Here is a 22,634-nt window from a genome sequence, read left to right as displayed (position 1 = left end):
TATGGTAACCTTCTCAAGCTTAACATACTTTTAGTTTTTTAGCAAAAATTTTATTTTATCATAAAATTATTTTACAAGTCAACACTTCAGAAGCAAGAAATTAAATTTACACAATACACTATAACAACCCGCAATTTTATTAACGGTTCCATACACATTCATTCTCTTTTAACATAAAAACACATCACTACTTTTGAGTAGTAATGTGTTTTTGATAATGCATAGATAAAGATCTACTTTTCCGTCTATATACTAACCCGCTTACTAATTGTTTCCCTCGCTAAAAGAAAACTCATAATTACTTGCGCAGCTACTCGGCTCGTCATATCCCTAAAATCAAGAGTTGGATCAATCTCTACTATATCCATTCCTTGAACGAGCGGTTCTTTACCAAGGAATTCAATCGCATCTAGTAAAGTCGTACTATCCATTCCACCAGGCCCAATTGCTGGACAACCTGGTGCAAACGCTTGGTCTAGTACATCCATATCAAGAGAAATATAAATAGAAGTCACACCTTGTTTTCTTAATACTTCAATACTTTCCGTGATAATATCTTTTATTTCTCGCTCTCGTACGTCTTTCATTGTATACACTGTTACGCCATGCTCTATTGCATATTCATGGTACGCACGTGCGTTAGAAAAATTACGAATTCCAATTTGAACAAGTTGTTTCCCTGTAATGACATCATTTTCTAATAAACTACGGAATGGTGTACCATTTGACGGGCCTCCATCATCTAAATTACGTAAATCATGATGAGCATCAAATTGAATAATCCCGACCTTTCCTTTACTGTTTGTAAAGCCTGTTATACTCGGAAAACTAATCGAGTGGTCACCACCAAGAACGATTGGTACCATGTTCGGATTTACTTTCGTTACATGACCAACTGTTTTCGCAATTCGGTTATGACTTTCTTTTATATCCGTCACATGCATCGTGATATCGCCGCAATCATATAAGACACTTTCTTTCATATCGTGTTCTTCTGTAATTGCGTACGTACTATATGCATCTAACATCGCACGAATTGTTTTTGGAGCAAAACTTGCTCCTGAATGACTAATAGATGGCTTAGAAAGGGGTGCTCCAATTAAGGCAGCACCGAATATTTCTACGCCTTCCTCCCAATCTTTAATCATCTCACTCCATTTTGTCACTTCACGATCAATAAACTTTGCATTCTTCTTTAAATAGTGGCCGTGCTCCACGATTGTTCACCTCTTGTATATGCAATATTACCATTCTTCCATACTGTATTCACATGACTTACGCCGTAATGATACGGTACGTAAGCATAATTATAAGCATCCCATAAAACTAAATCTGCCTTACGACCAACTCTAATTTTCCCAGCTACATCACCACGGTTAATGGCATATGATGAGTTAACCGTTACGGCATTCCACACTTCTTCTGGTGTCATTTTCAGTTTTAGCATCGCAATGCTCATAATAAGCTGAATATTTTCAGTTGGACAGCTACCTGGGTTAAAGTCTGTAGCTAACGCAACTGCAACACCTTCATCAATCATTTTACGACCACGAGCAAAGCTTTCTTTATTTAAATAGAAAGTTGTTCCTGGTAATAATGTTGCTACTGTATTCGAGTTTGCAAGCATTTCAATCCCTTTATCAGAAGCGCCAACTAAATGGTCCGCTGATGCTGCACCAATTTCTGCCGCTGCTTCCGCACCACCAAGAGGGTCTATTTCATCCGCATGAATTTTCACATCAAAGCCAAGCTCTTTCGCTTTTAATAAAAACTCTTTTGATTCTTCGACAGAGAACACACCTGTTTCACAGAAAATATCAACGAACTCCGCTAATTGCTTCTCTTTCATTTCTGGCAATAAGTCTAACATCCATTGTAAAAATTCTTTCGATCTACCTTTATATTCTTTCGGAACTGCATGAGCACCTAAAAATGTGGAAACTAAATCGATCGGATGCTCTTTTTGTAATTGTGCTGTTGCCTCTAATTGTTTCCATTCCGTCTCATCATCTAATCCGTAACCGCTCTTCGCTTCTACAGTAGTAACTCCGAAAGATAGCATACGGTCTAAATGGAATTTCGCTTTTTGAACAAGTTCTTCCTTCGACGCCTGTTTCGTTGCATTTACAGTTGAAAGAATACCTCCGCCTTGTTCTAAAATTTCTAAGTACGGAACTCCTTGTAATTTTAGTGCGATTTCATTTTCGCGAGATCCACCAAATACAAGATGAGTATGCGGATCAACAAGACCAGGAGAAACCATTTTCCCGCCGCAATCAATAACTTCTTTCGCCTGAAGTCCTTTCGCTTCTTCCGCTGTTCCAACGAAAGTGATTACATCATTTTCAATTCCAACCACACCGTTTTCGATAACAGGAAGCGTGTTCATCGCTTCCCGCCTTAACAAGCCATCTTCTTGATCCATTGTTAGTAATTGACCGATATTTATTAGTAAAGTGTCCAGCATGTTTTCTCCCCCTTATTTCATCATTGGAATGTTAACGCCTTTTTCTTTCGCAGTTTCCACTGCTAAGTCATATCCTGCATCAACGTGACGAACAACACCCATACCAGGGTCAGAAGTTAATACGCGCTCAATACGTTTTGCTGCTGCTTCTGTTCCATCTGCAACAATAACCATTCCAGCGTGAAGTGAATAACCCATACCAACGCCGCCACCGTGGTGAACAGATACCCAACTCGCACCGTTTACACTATTAATTAATGCATTTAAAATTGGCCAGTCTGCTACTGCATCACTACCGTCTTTCATCGCTTCTGTTTCACGGTTTGGAGATGCTACTGAACCGCAATCTAAATGGTCACGACCAATAACGATCGGTGCTGATAATTCACCATTTGCCACCATTTCATTAATGATGCGGCCAAACTTCGCACGCTCACCGTAACCTAGCCAACAAATACGTGATGGAAGCCCTTGGAACTCCACTTGTTGACGCGCCATACGAATCCAGTTACATAAATGCTCATTGTCAGCGAATTCTCGTAAAATTACTTCATCTGTTTTATAAATATCTTCTGGATCACCAGAAAGAGCTACCCAGCGGAATGGTCCTTTTCCTTCACAGAATAATGGACGAATAAATGCTGGAACAAATCCTGGGAAATCGAAAGCATTTTTCAAACCTTCATCGAAAGCAACTTGGCGAATGTTATTTCCATAATCAAATGTAATTGCGCCTTTTTCTTGCATCGCAAGCATTGCTTCTACGTGCTTTGTCATACTTTCTTTTGATAATTGTACGTAACGTTCTGGGTCTTCTTCACGAAGTTTCGCTGCCTCTTCTAACGTATAACCTACTGGAATATAACCGTTTAATGGATCATGAGCAGATGTTTGGTCCGTAACTAATTCAGGGATAATATTACGATTTACTAACTCAGGTAAAATTTCTGCTGCATTACCTAATAATCCAATTGAAATAGGCTCTTTCTTCTCTTTATACTCGTTTGCAATAGCCAATGCTTCTTCTAATGATTCTGTATACTTATCACAATATCTCTTTTCAATACGACGATCGATGCTGCGCTTATCTACATCAATAGCAATGACAACACCGCCATTCATCGTTACAGCAAGAGGTTGTGCACCACCCATACCACCTAAACCAGCAGTAAGTGTTAATGTACCTTTTAATGAACCATCGAAATGTTGACGAGCTGCCTCACCAAATGTTTCATATGTTCCTTGTAGAATCCCTTGTGTTCCAATGTAAATCCAGCTACCAGCTGTCATTTGTCCGTACATCATAAGTCCTTTTTTCTCTAGTTCTCGGAAGTGATCCCAATTCGCCCATTTTGGTACTAAGTTTGAGTTCGCTAACAGAACGCGCGGTGCATCTTCATGTGATTTAAAAATGGCAACTGGTTTTCCTGATTGAACAAGTAACGTTTCATCGCTTTCTAACGTTTTTAATGAATCTACAATTGCATTGTAGCTTTCCCAGTTACGAGCTGCACGGCCAATTCCGCCATATACAACTAATTCTTCTGGTTTTTCAGCAACTTCAGGATCTAAATTGTTCATTAACATACGAAGTGCAGCTTCTTGCACCCACCCTTTCGTTTGTAACTCTGTACCTCTTGGCGCGCGAATTGTTTGTTGTACTTTTTCCATTTCAATCTCTCCCTTTTCTCATTTTATAGTGCTGCGTTTACATCTAATCTTTCTTTTATCGAATAATTCGTTTTTAACCAATGCGCAATATTTTCAATATCCGTTGAGAATATACGGTCATTTGTAATAGAAGGTACTTGCTGACGACCTTGATGGTAGAAGCTCTTCGTCACTGTACTCATGTTTTCAATACCACGATATTCTGCTGCTTGCATTGCACAAATCATCTCAATTGAAAGAACACGTCTTGCATTTTGAATAATTTGATGTGCATGGCGTGAAGCAATTGTTCCCATACTTACATGATCTTCTTGGTTAGCTGACGACGGGATTGAATCTACACTCGCTGGATGTGCTAACGTTTTATTCTCAGAAACAAGTGATGCTGCTGCATACTGCATAATCATTGCACCAGACTGAAGTCCTGGTTCTGGACTTAAAAATGGAGGTAAATCATTTAATTGCGGATTTACTAAACGCTCAATACGACGCTCCGAAATATTTGCAAGTTCCGCCATTCCTACTTTTAAGAAGTCCATCGCAAACGCAATCGGTTGACCATGGAAATTCCCGCCCGAAATTACTTTTTCTCCGCCATCAAAGATTAGCGGATTATCCGTTGCTGCATTCATTTCAATTTCTAATTTTTCTTTCACATAATTCAAAACTTGCCAAGAAGCACCGTGTACTTGCGGGATACAGCGAAGTGAATAGGCATCCTGTACACGTAGTTCTCCTTGTTTTGTTGTTAACTTACTATCATGAAGAATGTCACGAATTCTGCTTGCTACATCTACTTGCTCTTTATAACCACGTGCTTTATGAACATTTTCATCAAATGCATCAATAATGCCTTGTAACCCTTCAATTGTCATCGAAGCAATTAGTTCAGCTTGATACGCCGTTGCTTCTGCCTCTATATAAGAAAGAACTCCTTGTGCTGTCATCGCCTGCGTACCATTAATTAACGCAAGACCTTCTTTCGCTTCAAGTTCAATTGGCTCAAGCCCTTCTTCTGTAAGAGCAACCATTGCATGAACGCGTTTCCCTTTATAGAACACTTCACCTTCGCCTAATAATACGAGAGCGAGATGAGATAAAGGTGCTAAATCTCCACTTGCACCAAGTGAACCTTGTTGCGGGACAACTGGGTGAATTTTACGATTTACAAACTCAAGAAGCATATTTACAACAAGCGGTCTAACACCAGATACTCCTTTAAGCATCGTGTTCGCTCGTAAAATTAACATACCGCGTGATACTTCTTCAGGGAATGGATCGCCTATACCGCATGCATGTGACTGAATTAAATTGTGTTGAAGTGCCTTTACATCATCTTTTTGAATAAGCACATCACTGAACTTTCCAAATCCAGTTGTAATACCATAAACGACTTTTCCGTCCTCGACAATTTTCTCAACAACTTCGCGGCACTCCGCCACCTTTTGCATACTAGTTGGACAGGCTGTTACACCTTCCCCTTCAAGTAACAATCTCTTCATTTCTTCAATTGTCAATGTGTGTCCTGTTAACGTAATCATTCTTTTTTTCCTCCTTAAAAAGGCAAAAGGGGACCTTATCTTTTTAAGACAGACTTCTGTCCTAAAAAAGTAAGGCCCCCTTCTAACTAATAGACTATGGGCAAATCATATGTGATTAATTCCTAAACCAATCGCCTCATGCTCAGATCCTTTTACAGGTGCACCAATCGTTCCATATAGCGCAACAGCAACCCATTCGCCTTCTTTTTTTCCGTCGTATGGTCTACCGCGCACAATCGCAAATCGAAGTCCTACTGTACGAAGAACGTCTGCTAACTGAATTTGACCTCTCGTCACTCCGTACAATGCTTCCATAATTGCATGATAAAGTGCATGTGTTTCTCTGTAAACATCTGTTTCAATAACTTGGTTGCTCTTAGCCGCTGTTTCCATTGCTGCTACAACTTTTTGCGAATTCATCGAACCCACTTTCCCCGTACAATACTTCCAACCTTTTGGAATAGATAATACAGGGCTTTCATTCTCATCCGCAAGTGCCAACAACATGGCCATACGACCAATTCGATGTGTTCCTTGGAGAAGCATGTGACTCTCTCATTTCTTTTAATTATTTGAATATTTCTTAATTTAAGAATATATGAAAACGGTTAAATCGTCAATAGTTTAAACTCACATTCAAACATTTTTTTCATCTCCTCCATTTGTGTACACAAATGATTTACACAAATTTTTCAGACGTGCTATAGTCTCACTAACAGATGCAAAGGGGCGATATTTCAATGACGAAGCGAAAAGATATTCATTTTCGAATTGAAGAAAAATTACTTGAAAGGTTTGAATCTGCACTTCAATATGAAGGTTTAAAGAAAACCGACGTATTAACACATGCGATTCAGCAATTTTGCACGAAGGTGGAATGTGAAAAAATGAATGATGTAAAACGGCAATATAGCGTCAGTAACAATTTACAAACACGTATCGATACGCATAAACATTACGAAGAAAAACAAGTGAATTTAGATGAAATCGTTATTGAACATTTACAACTTCAAGGGGAAGAAAGCATATTAGAGGTTGGGTGCGCTAGTGGAAAATTCCTTTCCCTTTTACAAACAAATGGTCATAAAGGCCCATTAACCGGGTTGGATCAATCCGAAGCTATGCTTGCTCAAGCTGCTAAGACGAATAACTTAATAGAATGGAAACGAGGGGATGCTAATAAACTTCCTTTTGAAACAAATTGTTATGACCTAATAATTGCAAGACATATGTTATACCATGTGAAAGACGTTGAAACAACAATTCAAGGATTACATAAAGTAATTCGTCCCGGCGGCTCACTTTTAGCTACAACAAATTCTAACGATACACTACCTCGTATAATTGAAATGTGTAACCGCATGTTAGACGCATTTGATTTACCGAAAACAACATCATCAGTCACTCCATTTTGTTTAGAAAACGGTAAAGAGATATTACAATCCGTTTTTCCAACTGTTGAAGAAACAGTTATTCATAATGCGCTCGTTTTTCATCATGCTACCCCAATAGTAAACTATATTTCTAGCATGTTTCCATCGCTAAATATACCCGATAATATGTATCTTCAAGCCGAGATGAAAGAATGGCTAACAGAAGAAATCAACAAGGAATTATCTCTCCATAACGGTATATGGCGCGATCCAAAAACGTTAGTAATTTATCGGTGTAAAAAAGAAAAAAGCTAGCATTTGCTAGCTTTTACACGTTTTCTCGTAAAAGTTTCTCCATTACTACATTGCCTTTACCACAATAAAAATTTGTATTATGTTCGTCTGCCACTCCAAAATAAGAGGCAATCACTATTCCAAATGCTACAAATGCATGCCCCTGTGCTGTAATAATATTTGAATGTTTCACAACTTCTTCATACACAAAATTTTTTACTGGAAAACAATCGAATTTTTGATAATCTATAGTCGCAGTATAAGAAATCCCCTTAAATAAGCCTGCTTTTGCTAGCGCATACGGTCCAGCGCAAATTGCCGCCACTAATTTTTCTTGTTCATGAAATTGCCGAATGATTGAAAAAAGAGTTTTTGCATCTTTTAACTGTACTTCTTCTCCACCTGGAATAAGTATCCCCTCATACTCATCTACACGTACTTCACTTACTTCTATATGCGGCTGCACTTGCAACCCAGTTTCACTTATAACCAATTCCTTAGTTAAACCTACTGTAATGATGTCATATTTCTTTTTCAGCAATGCTGTAGCTACCGTTATTTCAAACTCCGCAAATGTTGGATATACGAATAAAAGTATTTTTTTCATAACGCTTTCTCCTTCAACCATCTCATAAAATATGCCTCTAATTCGTCCACTGTTAATCTATTCGTGTCCAAATAAGTTACAGGAAATTGTCTATACCAATCTTTTTCCGTTTCTACTAATTTAAATTGCTCATCAAATGTACTTCGTTTTCTTGTCCTATCGTTATTTTTTCTATCATATACATTCTTTTTCGTCACATCTAAATAAAAAATAGCATCTGAACGACATTCTCTTAATTTATATAATTCATCTTTCAATCCAGTTTCTATATCCCACTCTTTCCCTATAATCATTGGATAAAAAAGTGTATAAAATTCAATATCTTCAGGTCCACGATCAAAAATAACAACTGAATCTTTCACATTTTGAAACTCCTTTATTTTTACTTCGATAAACATTTTTTGATTTATGATAAACCCTTCTTTTGAATTCACATCCAAATTTAATTGCTTTCGCTTTTCTACAATTGGATAAGGATTTTCATATATAACCGAATATCCTCTCTCTTCTAATCTTTTAGCCAATGTTGTTTTTCCGCTTGCCATCGGCCCTTGCAGTGAAATTACGTATGCCATGCCTCTCATTCCCTTACACTTTAGTACACCTATAATATACAGAAATTTGAAAACTCTCAACATTATATATATCATCTTGTTTCTTATTCTTATCTAACTTATAATGAAAAATAGAGATTATGACGGACGCATCAATAATGTAAGCTTGGAAATCCAAGCTTACATTATTTTTTGCTTTCCCTTTTCTAATAAAAAGAGTATACTAGATTGGAACGTATGTTCTTAATAATTACATACAGTAAGGAGATAGAACAATGGTATACGACACAAAAGCAATTTCTTGGAATGAATCTTTAAAACAACTTCAACGCCGCTATACAAACAAACAAGTTGACCGAAAAGAATTTGAGGATATTGAACTGATGGAATTCTTCCGCGATAACGACTACATTTCTTTACCTACACATATAAGCGGCCTATCAAAAACACGTTTTACTTCTTACTCTATTTTCACAACTGAAGATAAAGATCGTAAAGTTGGCACACTTATTATTGAGTATGTTGAAGACGATAATAATAATTTATGTGTTGAACAACTATACTTCGTTTAAACTATAACGCTTGGTCAAAATGACCAAGCGTTCTTGCTTTCTATTAATCTCACTGTATATAATATGAATAAAAGAAAACCGTAATCATTAAGGGGGGATATGCTTGCTCGAAGGATGGTTCAGTTGGTTCATTGTATTGTGGACGGTTATTTTATTAGGACTTATGTCTATCGGTGGATACTTTATGTTCAGAAAATTTTTAAAACGATTACCAAAAGAAGACGGCATGTCCATTTTGGATTGGGAAGAACACTACATAAATAAAACGAGACATTTATGGGCTGACGAACAAAAACAATTGTTAGAAGAGCTTGTAAGTCCTGTTCCAGAACTATTTCGCGATGTTGCAAAATCAAAAATCGCTGGCAAAATTGGGGAACTTGCATTACAAGAAAATGCCTCTCAAATTACACAAGACTTAATTATTAAAGGATATATCATTGCCACACCAAAGCGTGATCATAAATTTTTAATTAAAAAACTACAAGAAAAAAAGATTGATTATTCTAACTATCAATCTTTACTCGCAAAGTAACTTCATATTATTTTCGATAAAAAAGACAGCGCCTTTGACGCTGTCTTTTTATTTGGTACATATACAGTTTTTAAGTTAGCTTCATATCTTTTTCATTATAAAAACCATCTTCTTTTTCCATTTCCTTCTGTAATTTCGTAAAGGAACGATACATTGCAATTCTCCATGACACAATCATCGCAAACGCAAGTAAGAAGAACATGCCACTAAGTTGTCCTAAATCAAGAGATTGGCTTAAGTATGTTTTAAATACAATCCGCACTACAAGTAATCCAATTAATATAAAAACAAAGGCTTTTGAACGCTTCAAATAAATCTCTTGTCCTCTAATTTCAAATTTAGATGTTTTAATAAGAAAAATAGAGAAAATCAAACCGACACCAATTGCTTCTAACATTTCTGCTGGAGTTAATCGAAATTCAGGAAAAACATACATCAATGCGCCCGTACTCATAAAAAATGGTGGAAGTATAATTTTTTTCAATGTTGCAGGTTTCTTAGCTGCTTTTAAACGAATAAACATCGCACCGACAGCCATACAAACAGCAACGATACTGGATAAAACAACTATGTTCATATTTTCTCATCCTTTTTTGTGGCTATATGCAAAATATACTTTCATTATATGCTTTTCCGTTAGTATTTCCAACATTTTCGCAGAATAATACTAAAAACCGGTAAAACCACCAAATAAACTTGAGAAATATACGATAATTTTCGTCATCCAGTTAAAGTATAAGAAGACACCCATAACAATCATAATATATCCTCCGATTTTCATGAAGGCCATACTATTTCTTTTAATCCAAGACATTTTCGTAATAAAGAATGACAGTACGAAAAACGGGATAGCAAATCCAAGTATGTAAGCAATCATGTAAATCATTGCAGATTCTGGGTTTGTTGCTGCTAATCCAATTACGGACACTAGAATTGGTCCGGTACATGGCGTCCATCCTGCTGCAAAGGCTAATCCAATTAGTACTGATCCAAAATAGCCACTTGGACGATTTTTAAATGTAAATTTACGGTCTTGCATTAAAAATTTCGGCTTAAACACCCCGACAATAATTAAGCCGAACACGATGATAAAGATACCACCTAACTGTCTGATTAAATCTTTATAGTCAGTAAAGATTCCTCCAATAAAACTTGTACCAAATCCAATTGCAATAAATATAATTGAAAATCCAAGTAAGAAAAACGCTGTATGTATCATACTTCTTTTGCGAAGCATTGCATTTTCTTCTTTCAATTCAGAAACCGACATACCTGTTATGTACGATAAAAATGCCGGATAAAGCGGTAAGCAACATGGGGAAATAAATGATAAGAACCCGGCGCCAAACGCTAAAAAAATACTAATATCTTGCATCATTCCACTCCTCTCCCTAAATATTGTAACAAAAACACATAAAAATACTATGAACAATTCGTGAAATCACTTTTACAACGTGGCAATAAGAAAAACCACACTTCCCCACAGTTTCTAATAAAACGTTTTCATTTCCTTCTATTATATAGAAAAAACTCAAATGGATTATGAAACTCCTTTAATTGTTATTAACATAACAAAGGTAACATAGTTTCTCAAATAATTAGCACGCTACTAGTACGCCTATTTACATATTGGTTTAAAAAATATTTTTTTCAAATGCTGTCTCTATACAATGCAAAGCTGATTTTATAATACTTCTACTATTAATAATTTCAAGATTATGCATAAATATCATACTTTTATTATTATTCTATAAAATGTCATACTTTTCTTTCATTTGACCCTTTATTTCTAATTTTGTATACTTCCCTCTAGTTATATATTTTCGATACGGAACAACTTCATATAGATGGGAGGAATTTTTCATGCTTCGTTATTCTCTTTTAGTTTTATTAGGAGCGTGTAGTTATGGAATTTTAGCTATTTTTGTTAAGCTTGCATATGCAGAAGGATTTTCACTTGGAGAAGTAATTGGCAGCCAATATTTGTTCGGTTGGATTATTTTGCTTGCTATTACACTTCTATTTTCTAGACATCGCGTTCCTTTAAAGCAAGCATTACTTTTATTCGTTGCAGGAACATCTGCAAGTTTTACCGGAATTTTTTATTATGCTTCATTAAAAACTGTACCAGCTTCTATTGCAATTATTCTTTTATTCCAATTCGTTTGGATCGGAATTATCATTGAAGCAGTCGCAACAAAAACATTACCTTCAAGAGAAAAAGTTATTTCTGTTATTTTCTTACTTGTAGGGACATTTTTATCCAGTGGTTTACTAGAACAATCAGCAGGTGCTTTCGATACGACTGGAATCATTTTAGGTTTATTATCTGCTGTTACATTCGCAACATACATTTTCGTGAGCGGAAAAGTTGCTGTTGAAGTACCTTCATTACCGCGCGGTGTTCTCTTAATGACTGGTGCTTTAACTTTAGTCATGATTGTATTTCCACCAACATTTATTTTTAATGGTGCCATTTCTCAAGGTCTTTGGAAATACGGTTTAGGATTAGGAACATTTAGTATCGTAATTCCATCTATTGCCTTTACAATCGGAATTCCAAAAATCGGTTCTGGCTTAGCGACTATTCTTGGTGCAGCGGAACTACCGGTTACAACAATTATGTCAGTATTCGTTTTAAAAGAGGCTGTACTATCTTCACAATGGTTCGGTGTATCACTTATTTTAATCGGGATTGCAATCCCGCAAATTGCATACGCAATGCGTGGACGCGGACGTTATCGTAAACATCATACGCATAAAAAAATAGCAGCATGAACGAGAGAGGATTTTCATTTGAAAATCCTCTCTTTTATTGTTGTATACTTATAGTAAAGATTTTGCTGAAGAAAGAAGGCATACTACATGGTATCTATTTCAAATCAACTAAAAGAAAAACTTATTTCCATCCGTCGACATTTACATGAGTATCCAGAACTATCATATGAAGAGTTCGAAACAACAAAAGCAATAAAAAATTGGTTAGAAGAAAAAAACATTACTATCATTGATTCCAATTTAGAAACAGGAATTATCGCTGAAGTGTCTGGTAATAAAAACGGACCAATTGTAGCAGTTCGTGCTGATATTGATGCCCTTCCTATTCAAGAAGAAACACATTTGTCCTATGCATCTAAAGTACCAGGGAAAATGCATGCTTGTGGACACGATTTTCATACAGCTGCTATTTTAGGTACTGCTTTCTTATTAAAAGAAAGAGAATCTTCCCTAAATGGAACGGTTCGCTTCATATTCCAACCAGCTGAAGAAAGTAGTAATGGCGCTTGCAAAGTTATTAATGCTGGACATTTACGTAATGTGCAAGCGATTTTCGGCATGCATAATAAACCTGATTTATCAGTAGGTACAATTGGCATTAAAGATGGTCCACTGATGGCCGGAGTTGATCGATTTGAAATTGAAATTCACGGAGTTGGTACACACGCGGCTGTACCAGATGCTGGCGTAGATCCTATTGTCGCATCCTCTCAAATTGTGATGGCACTGCAAACAATTGTAAGCCGAAATATAAGTTCATCTCATAATGCAGTTGTTAGTGTTACAAATATTCATGCGGGAAATACGTGGAACGTGATTCCTGCAAAAGCTACGTTAGAAGGAACTATTCGCACGTTCCAAGCTGAAACACGTGAAAAGATCCCAGCACTCATGGAGCGTATTATTAAAGGTGTATCTGATGCATTAGGTGTAAAAACGGAATTTCGTTTTTATTCAGGTCCTCCTGCTGTTCACAACGATAAAGCTCTTACAGACTTATCTACTCACGTTGCCACAAAGATGAATCTTAATATCATCTCGCCTAGTCCGTCAATGGCTGGAGAAGATTTTTCATTTTACCAACAGGAAATACCAGGTTCATTCGTCTTTATGGGAACGAGCGGTACACATGAATGGCATCATCCTGCTTTTACAATTAATGAAGAGGCACTGCCTATAAGTGCCGAATACTTTGCTTTACTAGCCGAAAGAGCACTTAAACAATTCTCATAAAAAAAGCCGTTCAAAGTGCATCTCAGCACCCTGAACGGCTTTTCTTATTAAGTTAAATCACGTTTTAAAAACACAGTATATGAAATACATAAAAATACGAACAAATAAAGTAGTAACATACATGATGCAAACGGGAATGTTACTCCATCAATAAAACTTCCATTCTTTGAAATACTATATAAATCTGTGTTTGCTGGCAATAAATATTTCGCCCAGTTATATCTAGTGGCTGCTAATAACGCAATATTGCCTGATAAAGCAAGGAATAGTGAAATACCAATTGCACCTCCACTAGATCTCGTTAACACAGAAATCATAAATGCAAACGATGCATACACAACCGTTGGTAACCACGATAAAACATAATATTTACTTGCTTCCACAAAAATATTTTGTTTTATTATATTTCCATCTTGGAAAATAAACTCACTCCATGCAGGCTGTTGGAATTTATAAATAACAAGTCCACATAAAGCGGAGAAAATCATATTAAATATAAACAATAAAGCTGCAAATATAACGATTGCTAAAAACTTTGCTGTTAAAATTTTAAATCGACTCGCCGGACGGATTGTTAAAAATTTATATGTTCCCCAGCTATATTCATTCGCAAAAATTGTACTTGCATACACGAGGATAAATGGGAGCAAAATTGGAAATACGATAAAACCTGTATCTCTCATGAAAGAAAGTGGAGAACTGCTTGCCGGTGCTGTATCCGTATCTAAATGCTTCATCTTAAGCTGGTATTCTTTTACAAGCTCATCCCCTGATTTTTCTGCTAAAATAGCTTCTTTTTTCATGCCAAGCTTTTTCTCAATTTCTACAGTACGTTCTGTATAATCTACTTTCCATCCTTTTGTTTCCGGTTCAAAATACTTTACCGTAACCCACCCTAATCCGATTATTAATACTGCAATAACCGCAAATGGAATAATCGTTCGCTTCCGCTTAAATATTTTATACAGTTCGTTATATACTAAATTAAACAATATCTTTTCCCCCTGTTAATTCTAAAAATTGCTCTTCTAACGTTTTTCTTTCTTCATATACACGATACACTTGAATGTTTTTCTCAAGCAATGTACGAATAACATTTGGGATTTCTTCATCTTTTACGTTAATAATTAATTCATTATCTTTTACTAAAACATCATGCCCTAACATTTCCGCTGCTTTATTCGCATCATCTACACGTATACGGATCGTCTCCATCTCTTCACTTTGACTATGCTGAATGTTTTGCGTAGCCACATATTCCCCGTGCTGAATAATGATAACTCTGTCACACATTAATTCAACTTCTGAAAGTAAGTGACTCGATACAAGTACAGCTTTTCCTTGTTCATGTGCAATTTTTTTTATGTACATTCTCATTTCATGTATTCCACTAGGGTCTAATCCATTCGTCGGTTCATCTAGTACCAACACATCCGGATCGTGAATAAGCGCCTGAGCGATTCCTAAACGTTGTCTCATGCCAAGTGAATATGCTTTTACTTTACGATTAATTACTTGTCCCATTCCTAACAATTTCACTACTTCATCGATACGTTCTTCGGTCACATTACCATTCATTCGTCCGAAATATGTTAAATTTTCATACCCGCTCAAAAAAGGATAAAATTCGGGTGTCTCAATTACCGCCCCAATTTTCGCAGCGGTTTTTTCAAATTGCTGTTTCACAGATTGACCATCAATCCATACTTCACCTTCTGTCATACGGATCATACCAACCATCATTCTCATTAAAGTCGTTTTTCCAGCACCGTTTGGTCCGAGTAAACCGACAACCTCGCCTTTTTTCACTTCAAAACTAATATTTTGTACAAGTGTCTTTGAGCCAATTCGCTTCGTTAACCGATCGACTTTTACAATTGATTGTTCATTTGTCATTCTATACAACCTTTCCTTCCCATTCTTTGTCAGGTCTTTTCACTGTAACATGATTATTTTTATGTGTAAAATGAACACTCCCCCACTTAGCAAAGCTTGAAGTGGGGGTTTCTAACGTTTCGACCTAACGGACGATTAACGTCAGAGGAGTTAACACATTAGCGAGCTGTTTCACGCCTAACCCCTCTATCCCATTTGTCCATGCATTTGGGATTACTTTTCGTAAAATGTTAGCCGCAGCATTTACATCAGCATTAATTAAAGTTTTATTTGCTGAACGATATATGCCGCGCTCTATTCGTTTTCCTGAAAAAGTTGTATTTTGGTCATTTTCTCCATACGTTGGAATGAAGTCGTTATCCAGAAAACTTGCTTTCGATGTATATGATTCTTCAGTTACAACAACTTGAATGCCTACAGCATTTGCTTTGTATGTAATCATTTGAATCAGTAAATTGTGCGGGATATGACAAAACGATTGGTTATTTCTTTTTCCCATATTCGTTTCTTGTTTCCAACTTTTGTTTTGACCAATAACGATTTTACAAACTTCTTCTTCTTGAGCTAGTTTTACGATATGGTGACTAACTTTATGGAAGACGTCTTTTATTTTCAAGTAACGTTTTTGATGAAGTTTTTCTATCCTTTTAGAAGTAAAAGGTCCTTCATTCGTTTGTTTTCCATTTCTAAGAATGCTTGTAAAATGACTCTTCATTTTGTTGTAATATTGATTTATGCTTTTGACATGTTTGCCCTTAACAAGGACAGGTTTCATACCTGTGTTTGTTACGATGGTTGCAAGGTTATCAATCCCTAAATCAATACTCATATAACGAGCATTCTCTTCAATCATTTGTTGTTCAGAAGGAACATCAATTACCAATTCCACTACATATTCATTGTATTTTGGAATCACACGAACTTGTTTCAGTTTACCTTCAGTGAAACCTAGTTTCCCAATATTTAATTGTAATTTCGTCTTTGGAAACTTTAAAAATCTACCGTTTTTAATGATACAATCTTGGTTTGTATACAGAATCTCTTTTTCAGAAGAACGAATATACTTTGGAATCCTAGGCGTTCCAGCATATTTGTTTGGATTCTTTTTATAGTCTTTTAAACTAGCAAAAAAAGATTTCCAATTTTGGAACAAACCCTTCATGATTGACTGGCTACATTGCGTAGGCAAAGCTCGATAATCATTTTGAATCATAGCCTTAAATAGTGCATCTAGAAAGTTGTAATCTACATAAGGTTTTTCAAAATTAGGTTCTGAAAACAAATTACATGTAATCTCTTTCTGTTCTTCTTTAGGCTTTAATTTCTCTTTTTCCAATTTCTTCCGATAGGCAAGGAGTTGTGTGTCATTCATCTTATCAATATTTTTATGAATATTATCCAGAACTTCTTTTTGCAAAGGCTGCAACTCTTTTTCTTGTGTTAATCCAGTGTACACCTGGCGTATATAAAAGTTTGTGGTGTTATACATATTCTTAGCGTTATGACAACATTCTTGAAAATAAGAATACATACGATGCCCTTTTTTAATCCAAATTTGAAGAGTTTTATAGTTTGATGGATTTTCCTTTGTCATTTTATTCACCTCCTCGTTAAGGATATTATAGCAAAAAAGAACGTACGTTTCTGTTTTTCTTAAAATGCAACGAATTTTTATCTTGTAAACTTTGAACAAATCGAAAACATTGCACCATCGATAATAGAAGGATAACAATCATAATTATACTCACTACTACTATTGCATATATTGTAATTGGCGCACTATTTACTCCTTGTATCCCTGCGATTTTCATAAAGATAACCGTAAATAATTTTAAAAATAGCATCCCATTAATTAATCCGAAAACAAATGCTGCTCCATAAATGAATAATTGCTCCTGAAATAATAAACATAGCACTTCTTTTCTTTTCATATTTTCTGCTACATAAGATGTAAACTCCTCTCTCCTCACATGCAAAAGGGAGTACATCATTTGATATGTAGTAAAAATACATATGAAAATTAGTACAATAAACAGCGTGTAAAAATACATTTGAAATACAAATGTATCCCCTACTTTCCAAATGGCTCCTTCATTAAATTGTAACGATATCATAAAAAACAAAATCATAGTACTCATAGCAATCCAAATAAATTGCTTCATCCTTTTGGTAGCAAATGTTCTAATATTTTTTCTCGCTAGCCGACATAAAGACATAAAATTCTTCCCCTACCTTATTACATACGCATTCTATACTACTAGTGTATAAAAATATGACATTTTAAACATCGCACTACAATCGGAATTTCTTCTAAGTCTTTAGTCCTAGAAAACGAAATGATAAAAAAATCACATTTAGAATATAATTGTAAAAAGGAGGAGATTGCATGCGTATAAAATTACTATCAATCTTGTCTTTATTATTACTCACAAGTTGTAGCCCACTAAAAAACAATGAAGTTGCCATTGTTGAGCCATACAAATTAACAAAAGAGCAAGCTTCTATTTTACAAATGACTCCTTTTCAAGAAGGAAATAGCATGTTTTATAACATTACGCTTAAAAATGATAAAGATGAAATAAATGCTACAATTGATTATTATAACAATGGTAAAAAAACAAAAGAAATTGCTTACATTGCTACCTCACATTTTCTAGAAAAGAAAATAAAACTCTCTTTCATATCGTCATACCCCTACTTTAATGAAGATGTACCAGAAAAAGGGCAATGGTATATTAATATTAATGGTGGTGCAACACTTGTTCCTGAAGAAGCGCCACCAATCGTAAATAGCTCTGCAACTACTACAATCCAATCTATAAAAAATTTAAAATACAATCAAAAAACGATTTTAGCTGCTGTAATCCAAACCAGTAAAGAAACTGTAATCGTTCCTATCATTGATGAAGAAACAGGCATTGATCTACTCTTAAAAGAAAATGAACACGTTTATCTATTTAGTATCGAGCTAAAAAAAGAACAATAAAGCGGAAATGCAACTTAAGTTGCATTTCCGCTTTATTGTTTAATAAGGTGTACTTTTATGAATCTGAATTAAATCCATTTTCTGTTACTACTATTACTCATCTTCTACTTCTATTCTTTTCTTCTCTCTTGCAATTTTTAAAAACTCTAGTAGCTCTGGATTACTATTCATTTTTTTGTAAGCCACTGACATTTCTGCAACAAAATTAGAATCATATAACTCTTTATATACAACTTCTGTTTTATATAACTTATTTGCCGACACGGGTATTACTGTAATTCCAATTCCTGCTGCTACAAGCCCCATAACTGTTTGATACTCTGTTGCTTCTTGTACAATACGCGGACTAAATCCAACTTCTCTGCAAAGAGATAAAATTGTATCATATAAAGCTGGCCATACTGGTCTCGTAATAAATACAAACGGCTCATCTCGTAAATCTTCTATATGTATTTCATCTTTCTCTGCAAGCGGATGTGCCTTTGGTAAACATAAGGTGCAAGATAACCTTTGAATTGGCTCTAATTCTAATAATTGTGTTGGAATTGGCGGACGTAAAAAGCCAATATCAATACGGTTATCATGAAGTGCATGAACTTGATCTGGTGTTGACAATTCATGTAATGCAACAGACACTCTCGGAAATTTCTTTCTATATTCCCTAACAATTGATGGTAAAATATCGTATATCGCTGCACCTACAAAACCAATTGAAAGTGATCCCACTTCTCCCCTTTGCGCACTTTGTGCAACTTCTACTGCTTTTTCAATTTGTTCAAACGCTTTTTTTACTTCTTTTAAAAACATTTCTCCTGCTTCTGTTAGTTCAACCTTTCTTTTCGTTCTTGAAAATAATGTAACTCCCATTTCTTTTTCTAATTGCTGTATTTGTTGACTAAGTGGTGGCTGTGTCATTTGTAAACGAGCAGCCGCCCGTCCAAAGTGTAACTCTTCTGCCACAACAACAAAATATTGCAAATGCCGTAATTCCATTTTTGGACACCCTTTTCACTTTCGATTAATATGTCTAATATATTAATAACATATAATTTATATATTAGACAAATATTTTGAATGAACGTATAGTAGAAATTGTTAATTCTTTTTTACAATTTTTATGTAAAAAAAGAAAGAGGTGGTTACTGTATGAAATGGTGGAAGTTAAGCGGACAAATTTTGTTACTATTTTGTTTCGCTTGGACAGGTGAATGGATTGCAAAACAGGCACACCTCCCAGTTCCAGGAAGTATAATCGGTATTTTTTTATTATTAATTTCATTAAAATTTAACCTAGTTAAAAAAGAATGGATACAGGACGGAGCAGATTTTTTATTAAAAGAACTTATTTTATTTTTCATCCCTTCTGCAGTCGCTGTCATACGTTACAGAGATACACTAACACAATATGGAATCGATCTCATTTTAATTATTATGATTAGCACTCTTTGCGTTACCTTAGTTACAGGACTTTTAACAGAATTGCTACTAAAGCGGAAAGGATCAACGCAATGATCGGATTTCTTTGTTTACTATTAACACTATTCACATATTGGATATCAAAAAAAATGTATCAACGCTGGAATTGGAGTCTACTTTCTCCTCTTCTCGTCTGTCCCATTATTTTAATTGCTTTATTGCTCGGATTAGATACACCTTATGAAACATATGAATCTGGTGGTCACTGGTTAACTGAATTATTAAAACCCGCAACAGTTGCTTTTGCATGGCCAATCTATAAATACTTTGATTTATTAAAGAAACATGGAATGGCTATCTTACTTAATGTCATTGTCGGTTCGTTTTTATCAGTCATTACTTCAGCACTACTAGCAAATTATTTTCAAATTGATTCATCACTAGAACATAGTTTAGCGCCACATATCGTAACAACACCAATCGCAATGGCTATTTCAGAAATGATTGGTGGTATGTCACAATTAACTGCTGTATTTGTCGTTTTAACTGCCTTAACAGGAGCATTGCTCGGTCCTTCTCTCATACGTATTTGCCGTATTAAAACAGCAATCGCAAAAGGTATTATGTTAGGAACGAGCGCAAATGGAACCGGTACATCAAAAGCATTCGAAATCGGTCCTGTGGAAGGAACAATTGCAAGTTTATCCATGCTTTTAACAGCAGGCGCTAGTTTGGTTATCGTTCCGCTTTTCTTGTCTTGGATACATTAAAGAAGCAAGTATTTACATACTTGCTTCTTTATTTATATATTGGCACAGCAATTCATAATCCTCTGGAAAAGCTAAACACAATTGTTCAACTTCATATATCCCTTTCCAAGCAATTTCATGTATTAACTCATCAGGATCTTGGATTTTCATATTACCGCCTATTTGTTTAACAAAATAATAATGGACATACACTGGAATTCCGTATGTAATACCCTCTTTTTCATATATTTTATTTACAACTTCCACATTGTAACCCGTTTCTTCCCAAACTTCCCTGATACAACATTCTTCTAGTGTCTCTCCCTTTTCAAGTCCTCCACTTGGGACAGACCACCTTTTTTCTTCTCCCTCTTTGCCCTGCAATACCATTAAAACTTCATTTTTTTCATTTACACATACCGCTGCACTACCTATCCATCTCTCCATAAACATCCCTCCCCTACTAAAATTCGCCTTCTTTATTATTTTCCCCTTGAAAAAAAGAGGAAAATAATAAAACAACGACGAAAAGTTACATCAACTTCATAGACAATCCCTTCTTAGAAATTAAAACTGGAAGGATGAAAATATGATTTCTAATTATGTTGTGGAATGTGTCTTTTGTGAAGAAAATCGAAAACCTCGCCAAGCTATTGTCACAGTTCCCGCCACTACTCAGCTACTAGCCCTTGAAAAAGTGCGCGCGGAATGCAAACGTCGCTTCGGAAAAACTGTATTATTGCAAACAGAAATTAAAGAAGAAATAATTTTCGAACAAAAAGAAAGCTGACCATAAATTGGTCAGCTTTCATATCCGATCATATTTTCACATGAAGATTAGGGGCATCCTCTTTAAGGATCGGGATTTTCCCATTATGTACGTTCCATAATGGTCATCGAACAATATATTTCTATGCAATTAACTATTGAATAGAATAGGGCAAAACTTGTTCGCATTTTTAGAAAAGGGATAGGGATATAATTCAAGTAGTACTTCGAATACTCGAACTTTACACTCATAATATTAAAACAAATCCTTTTATATGGGAAATATGAATTACCTATATAATTCATTCGTAAAATATATTAATAGTTTGCTATATTAATTTTATCCCGCTATTTGTAGGCAGTAACCCCCTGCTGATTATAATTTCACTTTATTCCATCAATAGCATACATCCAGCTAAAACCGGTGTCATAATCATCGAAAACCTCAAAAGCGTTCGCGGTGCATAATTTGTAAACTTCGCACCAATGTATGCCCCTAACATGGTCCCAATCAATACTTGCAATAACAATATATAATCTAAATATCCTTCCGAACTATATCCTAGCCCGCCTCCAATTGCAATCGGTAATATAACAAGCATTGTTGTCCCTACAGATTGCTGAATCGTAAGTCCCAATAGAACCATTAATCCAAGTTGAATAAACGGTGCAGAACCAATCCCAAATGAACCAGCCATCATTCCAGTAACTAATCCAAGGCATACACATTTCAACAAGTATTTCACGGAAAACTCTTTATGTTTATATAAAGACGACTGTTCTTTTTTTTGGAACATAATTAATTTAATAAACATAAAAATTGCCGATAAAAATAACATCCCAGCTGTAAACCAATGAAGAAGATGTGCTGGTATAAGTGAACCAAATTTAGAACCAATATAAGAGCCAATTGCGCCAAATCCCCCAACAATCCCACCTATAATAAGTGCAACATTGCCTTCACGGTAATGACTTACAACACCTGATAATGTCGTAAATGCCATTGCAGTTAAAGATGTTGCAAGAGCAACATGAATAGGAATTTGGAATACCAAAGTGAGTATCGCGATAATAAATCCAGCTCCTCCAGCTCCAACAAATCCTAATAAAATACCCATTACTAACATTGTTATAATAATTGCCACAGACTTTCCCTCCAGTAACACAATTATCCATCATATTTATCCTTACATA

At 35.5% G+C, this 22,634-nt stretch carries 26 protein-coding genes; 9 read left to right on the top strand and 17 right to left on the bottom strand.

All coding sequences use genetic code 11. The annotated features are described in order from the left end of the window. Positions 1-245 precede the first annotated feature (245 nt). The 5 genes from hutG to hutP form a co-directional block, all read right to left on the bottom strand. Positions 246-1,217: a formimidoylglutamase gene (gene hutG / locus MHI28_RS28985; RefSeq protein WP_000399844.1), complete on the bottom strand. Its 972-nt coding sequence runs from the start codon at positions 1,215-1,217 to the stop codon at positions 246-248. Beyond that, a complete protein-coding gene (gene hutI / locus MHI28_RS28980) occupies positions 1,196-2,467 on the bottom strand; it encodes an imidazolonepropionase (RefSeq protein WP_000887549.1) in 1,272 nt (423 codons plus the stop codon). Before hutI ends, hutG begins: the two co-directional genes overlap by 22 nt. 12 nt (positions 2,468-2,479) lie before the next feature. Next, positions 2,480-4,138 carry a urocanate hydratase gene (gene hutU, locus MHI28_RS28975; protein WP_000416939.1) on the bottom strand — a complete coding sequence of 553 codons (1,659 nt, stop codon included), beginning with the start codon at positions 4,136-4,138 and terminating at the stop codon, positions 2,480-2,482. Positions 4,139-4,161: 23 nt separating this feature from the next. Then, the gene (gene hutH / locus MHI28_RS28970) at positions 4,162-5,679 is read right to left on the bottom strand and encodes a histidine ammonia-lyase (protein ID WP_000631844.1); all 1,518 of its coding nucleotides are present in this window, start codon (positions 5,677-5,679) and stop codon (positions 4,162-4,164) included. A 105-nt stretch (positions 5,680-5,784) separates the two neighbouring features. Further along, on the bottom strand, positions 5,785-6,225 hold the full coding sequence (hutP, locus tag MHI28_RS28965) for a hut operon transcriptional regulator HutP (protein ID WP_000926515.1): 441 nt from the start codon (positions 6,223-6,225) through the stop codon (positions 5,785-5,787). Between the two features lie 194 nt (positions 6,226-6,419). Here hutP and MHI28_RS28960 point away from each other — a divergent pair, with 194 nt between their 5' ends. Then, a complete protein-coding gene (locus MHI28_RS28960) occupies positions 6,420-7,367 on the top strand; it encodes a class I SAM-dependent methyltransferase (protein WP_000166776.1) in 948 nt (315 codons plus the stop codon). Between the two features lie 13 nt (positions 7,368-7,380). Here the strand turns inward: MHI28_RS28960 and MHI28_RS28955 are convergent, their stop codons facing one another. Both MHI28_RS28955 and MHI28_RS28950 read right to left on the bottom strand, forming a co-directional pair. Continuing rightward, positions 7,381-7,953, bottom strand: a complete 573-nt coding sequence (locus MHI28_RS28955) for a DJ-1/PfpI family protein (RefSeq protein WP_000722190.1) — start codon at positions 7,951-7,953, stop codon at positions 7,381-7,383. After that, complete coding sequence (locus tag MHI28_RS28950; protein ID WP_000332115.1) at positions 7,950-8,528, bottom strand: AAA family ATPase; 579 nt, start codon at positions 8,526-8,528, stop codon at positions 7,950-7,952. Before MHI28_RS28950 ends, MHI28_RS28955 begins: the two co-directional genes overlap by 4 nt. 254 nt (positions 8,529-8,782) lie before the next feature. On the opposite strand from MHI28_RS28950, the gene MHI28_RS28945 reads away from it, so the two are divergent. After that, positions 8,783-9,079 carry a hypothetical protein gene (locus tag MHI28_RS28945; protein WP_000262400.1) on the top strand — a complete coding sequence of 99 codons (297 nt, stop codon included), beginning with the start codon at positions 8,783-8,785 and terminating at the stop codon, positions 9,077-9,079. 103 nt (positions 9,080-9,182) lie between these two features. After that, positions 9,183-9,614, top strand: coding sequence for a DUF2621 domain-containing protein (locus MHI28_RS28940; RefSeq protein ID WP_000889371.1), 432 nt, complete (start codon positions 9,183-9,185; stop codon positions 9,612-9,614). Positions 9,615-9,684: 70 nt separating this feature from the next. Here MHI28_RS28940 and MHI28_RS28935 read toward each other — a convergent pair whose 3' ends face one another. From MHI28_RS28935 to MHI28_RS28925, 3 genes are all read right to left on the bottom strand, one after another. Beyond that, positions 9,685-10,191 carry a CcdC family protein gene (locus tag MHI28_RS28935; protein ID WP_001028640.1) on the bottom strand — a complete coding sequence of 169 codons (507 nt, stop codon included), beginning with the start codon at positions 10,189-10,191 and terminating at the stop codon, positions 9,685-9,687. Between the two features lie 90 nt (positions 10,192-10,281). Continuing rightward, a complete protein-coding gene (gene ccdA / locus MHI28_RS28930) occupies positions 10,282-10,989 on the bottom strand; it encodes a cytochrome c-type biogenesis protein CcdA (RefSeq protein ID WP_001152674.1) in 708 nt (235 codons plus the stop codon). 16 nt (positions 10,990-11,005) lie between these two features. Further along, a complete protein-coding gene (locus MHI28_RS28925) occupies positions 11,006-11,155 on the bottom strand; it encodes a peptidase T (protein ID WP_074790237.1) in 150 nt (49 codons plus the stop codon). A gap of 322 nt (positions 11,156-11,477) precedes the next feature. On the opposite strand from MHI28_RS28925, the gene MHI28_RS28920 reads away from it, so the two are divergent. Continuing rightward, positions 11,478-12,392, top strand: coding sequence for an EamA family transporter (locus tag MHI28_RS28920; protein WP_000947036.1), 915 nt, complete (start codon positions 11,478-11,480; stop codon positions 12,390-12,392). Positions 12,393-12,479: 87 nt separating this feature from the next. Beyond that, complete coding sequence (locus MHI28_RS28915) at positions 12,480-13,625, top strand: M20 peptidase aminoacylase family protein (protein ID WP_000253664.1); 1,146 nt, start codon at positions 12,480-12,482, stop codon at positions 13,623-13,625. 47 nt (positions 13,626-13,672) lie between these two features. Here the strand turns inward: MHI28_RS28915 and MHI28_RS28910 are convergent, their stop codons facing one another. The 4 genes from MHI28_RS28910 to MHI28_RS28895 all read right to left on the bottom strand — a co-directional run bounded on the left by MHI28_RS28910 (position 13,673) and on the right by MHI28_RS28895 (position 17,737). Next, entirely contained in the window at positions 13,673-14,617 is a 945-nt protein-coding gene (locus MHI28_RS28910) for an ABC transporter permease (protein ID WP_000482759.1), read from the bottom strand. Further along, a complete protein-coding gene (locus tag MHI28_RS28905; protein WP_000180626.1) occupies positions 14,610-15,521 on the bottom strand; it encodes an ABC transporter ATP-binding protein in 912 nt (303 codons plus the stop codon). The genes MHI28_RS28910 and MHI28_RS28905 overlap by 8 nt, the downstream gene beginning before the upstream one ends. A gap of 124 nt (positions 15,522-15,645) precedes the next feature. Continuing rightward, positions 15,646-17,115: an RNA-guided endonuclease InsQ/TnpB family protein gene (locus MHI28_RS28900; protein WP_000159708.1), complete on the bottom strand. Its 1,470-nt coding sequence runs from the start codon at positions 17,113-17,115 to the stop codon at positions 15,646-15,648. Between the two features lie 25 nt (positions 17,116-17,140). Next, entirely contained in the window at positions 17,141-17,737 is a 597-nt protein-coding gene (locus tag MHI28_RS28895; RefSeq protein ID WP_000050615.1) for an FtsX-like permease family protein, read from the bottom strand. Between the two features lie 170 nt (positions 17,738-17,907). Between MHI28_RS28895 and MHI28_RS28890 the strand changes: the two genes are divergently transcribed. Then, positions 17,908-18,507 (top strand): hypothetical protein, encoded by a 600-nt coding sequence (locus MHI28_RS28890; RefSeq protein ID WP_001220623.1) that lies wholly within the window; start codon positions 17,908-17,910, stop codon positions 18,505-18,507. Positions 18,508-18,600: 93 nt separating this feature from the next. Here MHI28_RS28890 and alsR read toward each other — a convergent pair whose 3' ends face one another. Next, a complete protein-coding gene (alsR, locus tag MHI28_RS28885; RefSeq protein WP_000423234.1) occupies positions 18,601-19,500 on the bottom strand; it encodes an acetoin biosynthesis transcriptional regulator AlsR in 900 nt (299 codons plus the stop codon). 153 nt (positions 19,501-19,653) lie between these two features. Between alsR and MHI28_RS28880 the strand changes: the two genes are divergently transcribed. Both MHI28_RS28880 and MHI28_RS28875 read left to right on the top strand, forming a co-directional pair. Then, complete coding sequence (locus MHI28_RS28880) at positions 19,654-20,019, top strand: CidA/LrgA family holin-like protein (RefSeq protein ID WP_000872365.1); 366 nt, start codon at positions 19,654-19,656, stop codon at positions 20,017-20,019. After that, positions 20,016-20,693: an LrgB family protein gene (locus tag MHI28_RS28875; RefSeq protein ID WP_000578954.1), complete on the top strand. Its 678-nt coding sequence runs from the start codon at positions 20,016-20,018 to the stop codon at positions 20,691-20,693. The genes MHI28_RS28880 and MHI28_RS28875 overlap by 4 nt, the downstream gene beginning before the upstream one ends. A gap of 12 nt (positions 20,694-20,705) precedes the next feature. On the opposite strand, the gene MHI28_RS28870 is transcribed toward MHI28_RS28875, so the two are convergent. Then, a complete protein-coding gene (locus MHI28_RS28870) occupies positions 20,706-21,119 on the bottom strand; it encodes an NUDIX hydrolase (RefSeq protein WP_000442974.1) in 414 nt (137 codons plus the stop codon). Positions 21,120-21,261: 142 nt separating this feature from the next. On the opposite strand from MHI28_RS28870, the gene MHI28_RS28865 reads away from it, so the two are divergent. Then, positions 21,262-21,462 carry a DUF3903 domain-containing protein gene (locus tag MHI28_RS28865; RefSeq protein WP_000625226.1) on the top strand — a complete coding sequence of 67 codons (201 nt, stop codon included), beginning with the start codon at positions 21,262-21,264 and terminating at the stop codon, positions 21,460-21,462. 367 nt (positions 21,463-21,829) lie between these two features. Here MHI28_RS28865 and MHI28_RS28860 read toward each other — a convergent pair whose 3' ends face one another. Next, positions 21,830-22,585 carry a sulfite exporter TauE/SafE family protein gene (locus MHI28_RS28860; RefSeq protein WP_000974664.1) on the bottom strand — a complete coding sequence of 252 codons (756 nt, stop codon included), beginning with the start codon at positions 22,583-22,585 and terminating at the stop codon, positions 21,830-21,832. Positions 22,586-22,634 lie beyond the last annotated feature (49 nt).

The sequence above is a fragment of the Bacillus sp. FSL K6-0268 genome (assembly GCF_038005425.1).
Lineage (GTDB): Bacteria > Bacillota > Bacilli > Bacillales > Bacillaceae_G > Bacillus_A > Bacillus_A thuringiensis_S.
Note: the sequence above shows the minus strand (reverse complement) of the source record. Positions and strands in the feature narration are given on the sequence as shown.

Coding starts and splice junctions, on each gene's coding strand:
- hutI (WP_000887549.1), bottom strand. CDS start 2,467: ATGCTGGACACTTTACTAATAAATATCGGTCAATTACTAACAATGGAT.
- hutU (WP_000416939.1), bottom strand. CDS start 4,138: ATGGAAAAAGTACAACAAACAATTCGCGCGCCAAGAGGTACAGAGTTA.
- hutH (WP_000631844.1), bottom strand. CDS start 5,679: ATGATTACGTTAACAGGACACACATTGACAATTGAAGAAATGAAGAGA.
- hutP (WP_000926515.1), bottom strand. CDS start 6,225: ATGCTTCTCCAAGGAACACATCGAATTGGTCGTATGGCCATGTTGTTG.
- MHI28_RS28960 (WP_000166776.1), top strand. CDS start 6,420: ATGACGAAGCGAAAAGATATTCATTTTCGAATTGAAGAAAAATTACTT.
- MHI28_RS28955 (WP_000722190.1), bottom strand. CDS start 7,953: ATGAAAAAAATACTTTTATTCGTATATCCAACATTTGCGGAGTTTGAA.
- MHI28_RS28950 (WP_000332115.1), bottom strand. CDS start 8,528: ATGGCATACGTAATTTCACTGCAAGGGCCGATGGCAAGCGGAAAAACA.
- MHI28_RS28945 (WP_000262400.1), top strand. CDS start 8,783: ATGGTATACGACACAAAAGCAATTTCTTGGAATGAATCTTTAAAACAA.
- MHI28_RS28935 (WP_001028640.1), bottom strand. CDS start 10,191: ATGAACATAGTTGTTTTATCCAGTATCGTTGCTGTTTGTATGGCTGTC.
- ccdA (WP_001152674.1), bottom strand. CDS start 10,989: ATGCAAGATATTAGTATTTTTTTAGCGTTTGGCGCCGGGTTCTTATCA.
- MHI28_RS28920 (WP_000947036.1), top strand. CDS start 11,478: ATGCTTCGTTATTCTCTTTTAGTTTTATTAGGAGCGTGTAGTTATGGA.
- MHI28_RS28915 (WP_000253664.1), top strand. CDS start 12,480: ATGGTATCTATTTCAAATCAACTAAAAGAAAAACTTATTTCCATCCGT.
- MHI28_RS28905 (WP_000180626.1), bottom strand. CDS start 15,521: ATGACAAATGAACAATCAATTGTAAAAGTCGATCGGTTAACGAAGCGA.
- MHI28_RS28900 (WP_000159708.1), bottom strand. CDS start 17,115: ATGACAAAGGAAAATCCATCAAACTATAAAACTCTTCAAATTTGGATT.
- MHI28_RS28895 (WP_000050615.1), bottom strand. CDS start 17,737: ATGTCTTTATGTCGGCTAGCGAGAAAAAATATTAGAACATTTGCTACC.
- MHI28_RS28890 (WP_001220623.1), top strand. CDS start 17,908: ATGCGTATAAAATTACTATCAATCTTGTCTTTATTATTACTCACAAGT.
- alsR (WP_000423234.1), bottom strand. CDS start 19,500: ATGGAATTACGGCATTTGCAATATTTTGTTGTTGTGGCAGAAGAGTTA.
- MHI28_RS28880 (WP_000872365.1), top strand. CDS start 19,654: ATGAAATGGTGGAAGTTAAGCGGACAAATTTTGTTACTATTTTGTTTC.
- MHI28_RS28875 (WP_000578954.1), top strand. CDS start 20,016: ATGATCGGATTTCTTTGTTTACTATTAACACTATTCACATATTGGATA.
- MHI28_RS28870 (WP_000442974.1), bottom strand. CDS start 21,119: ATGGAGAGATGGATAGGTAGTGCAGCGGTATGTGTAAATGAAAAAAAT.
- MHI28_RS28865 (WP_000625226.1), top strand. CDS start 21,262: ATGATTTCTAATTATGTTGTGGAATGTGTCTTTTGTGAAGAAAATCGA.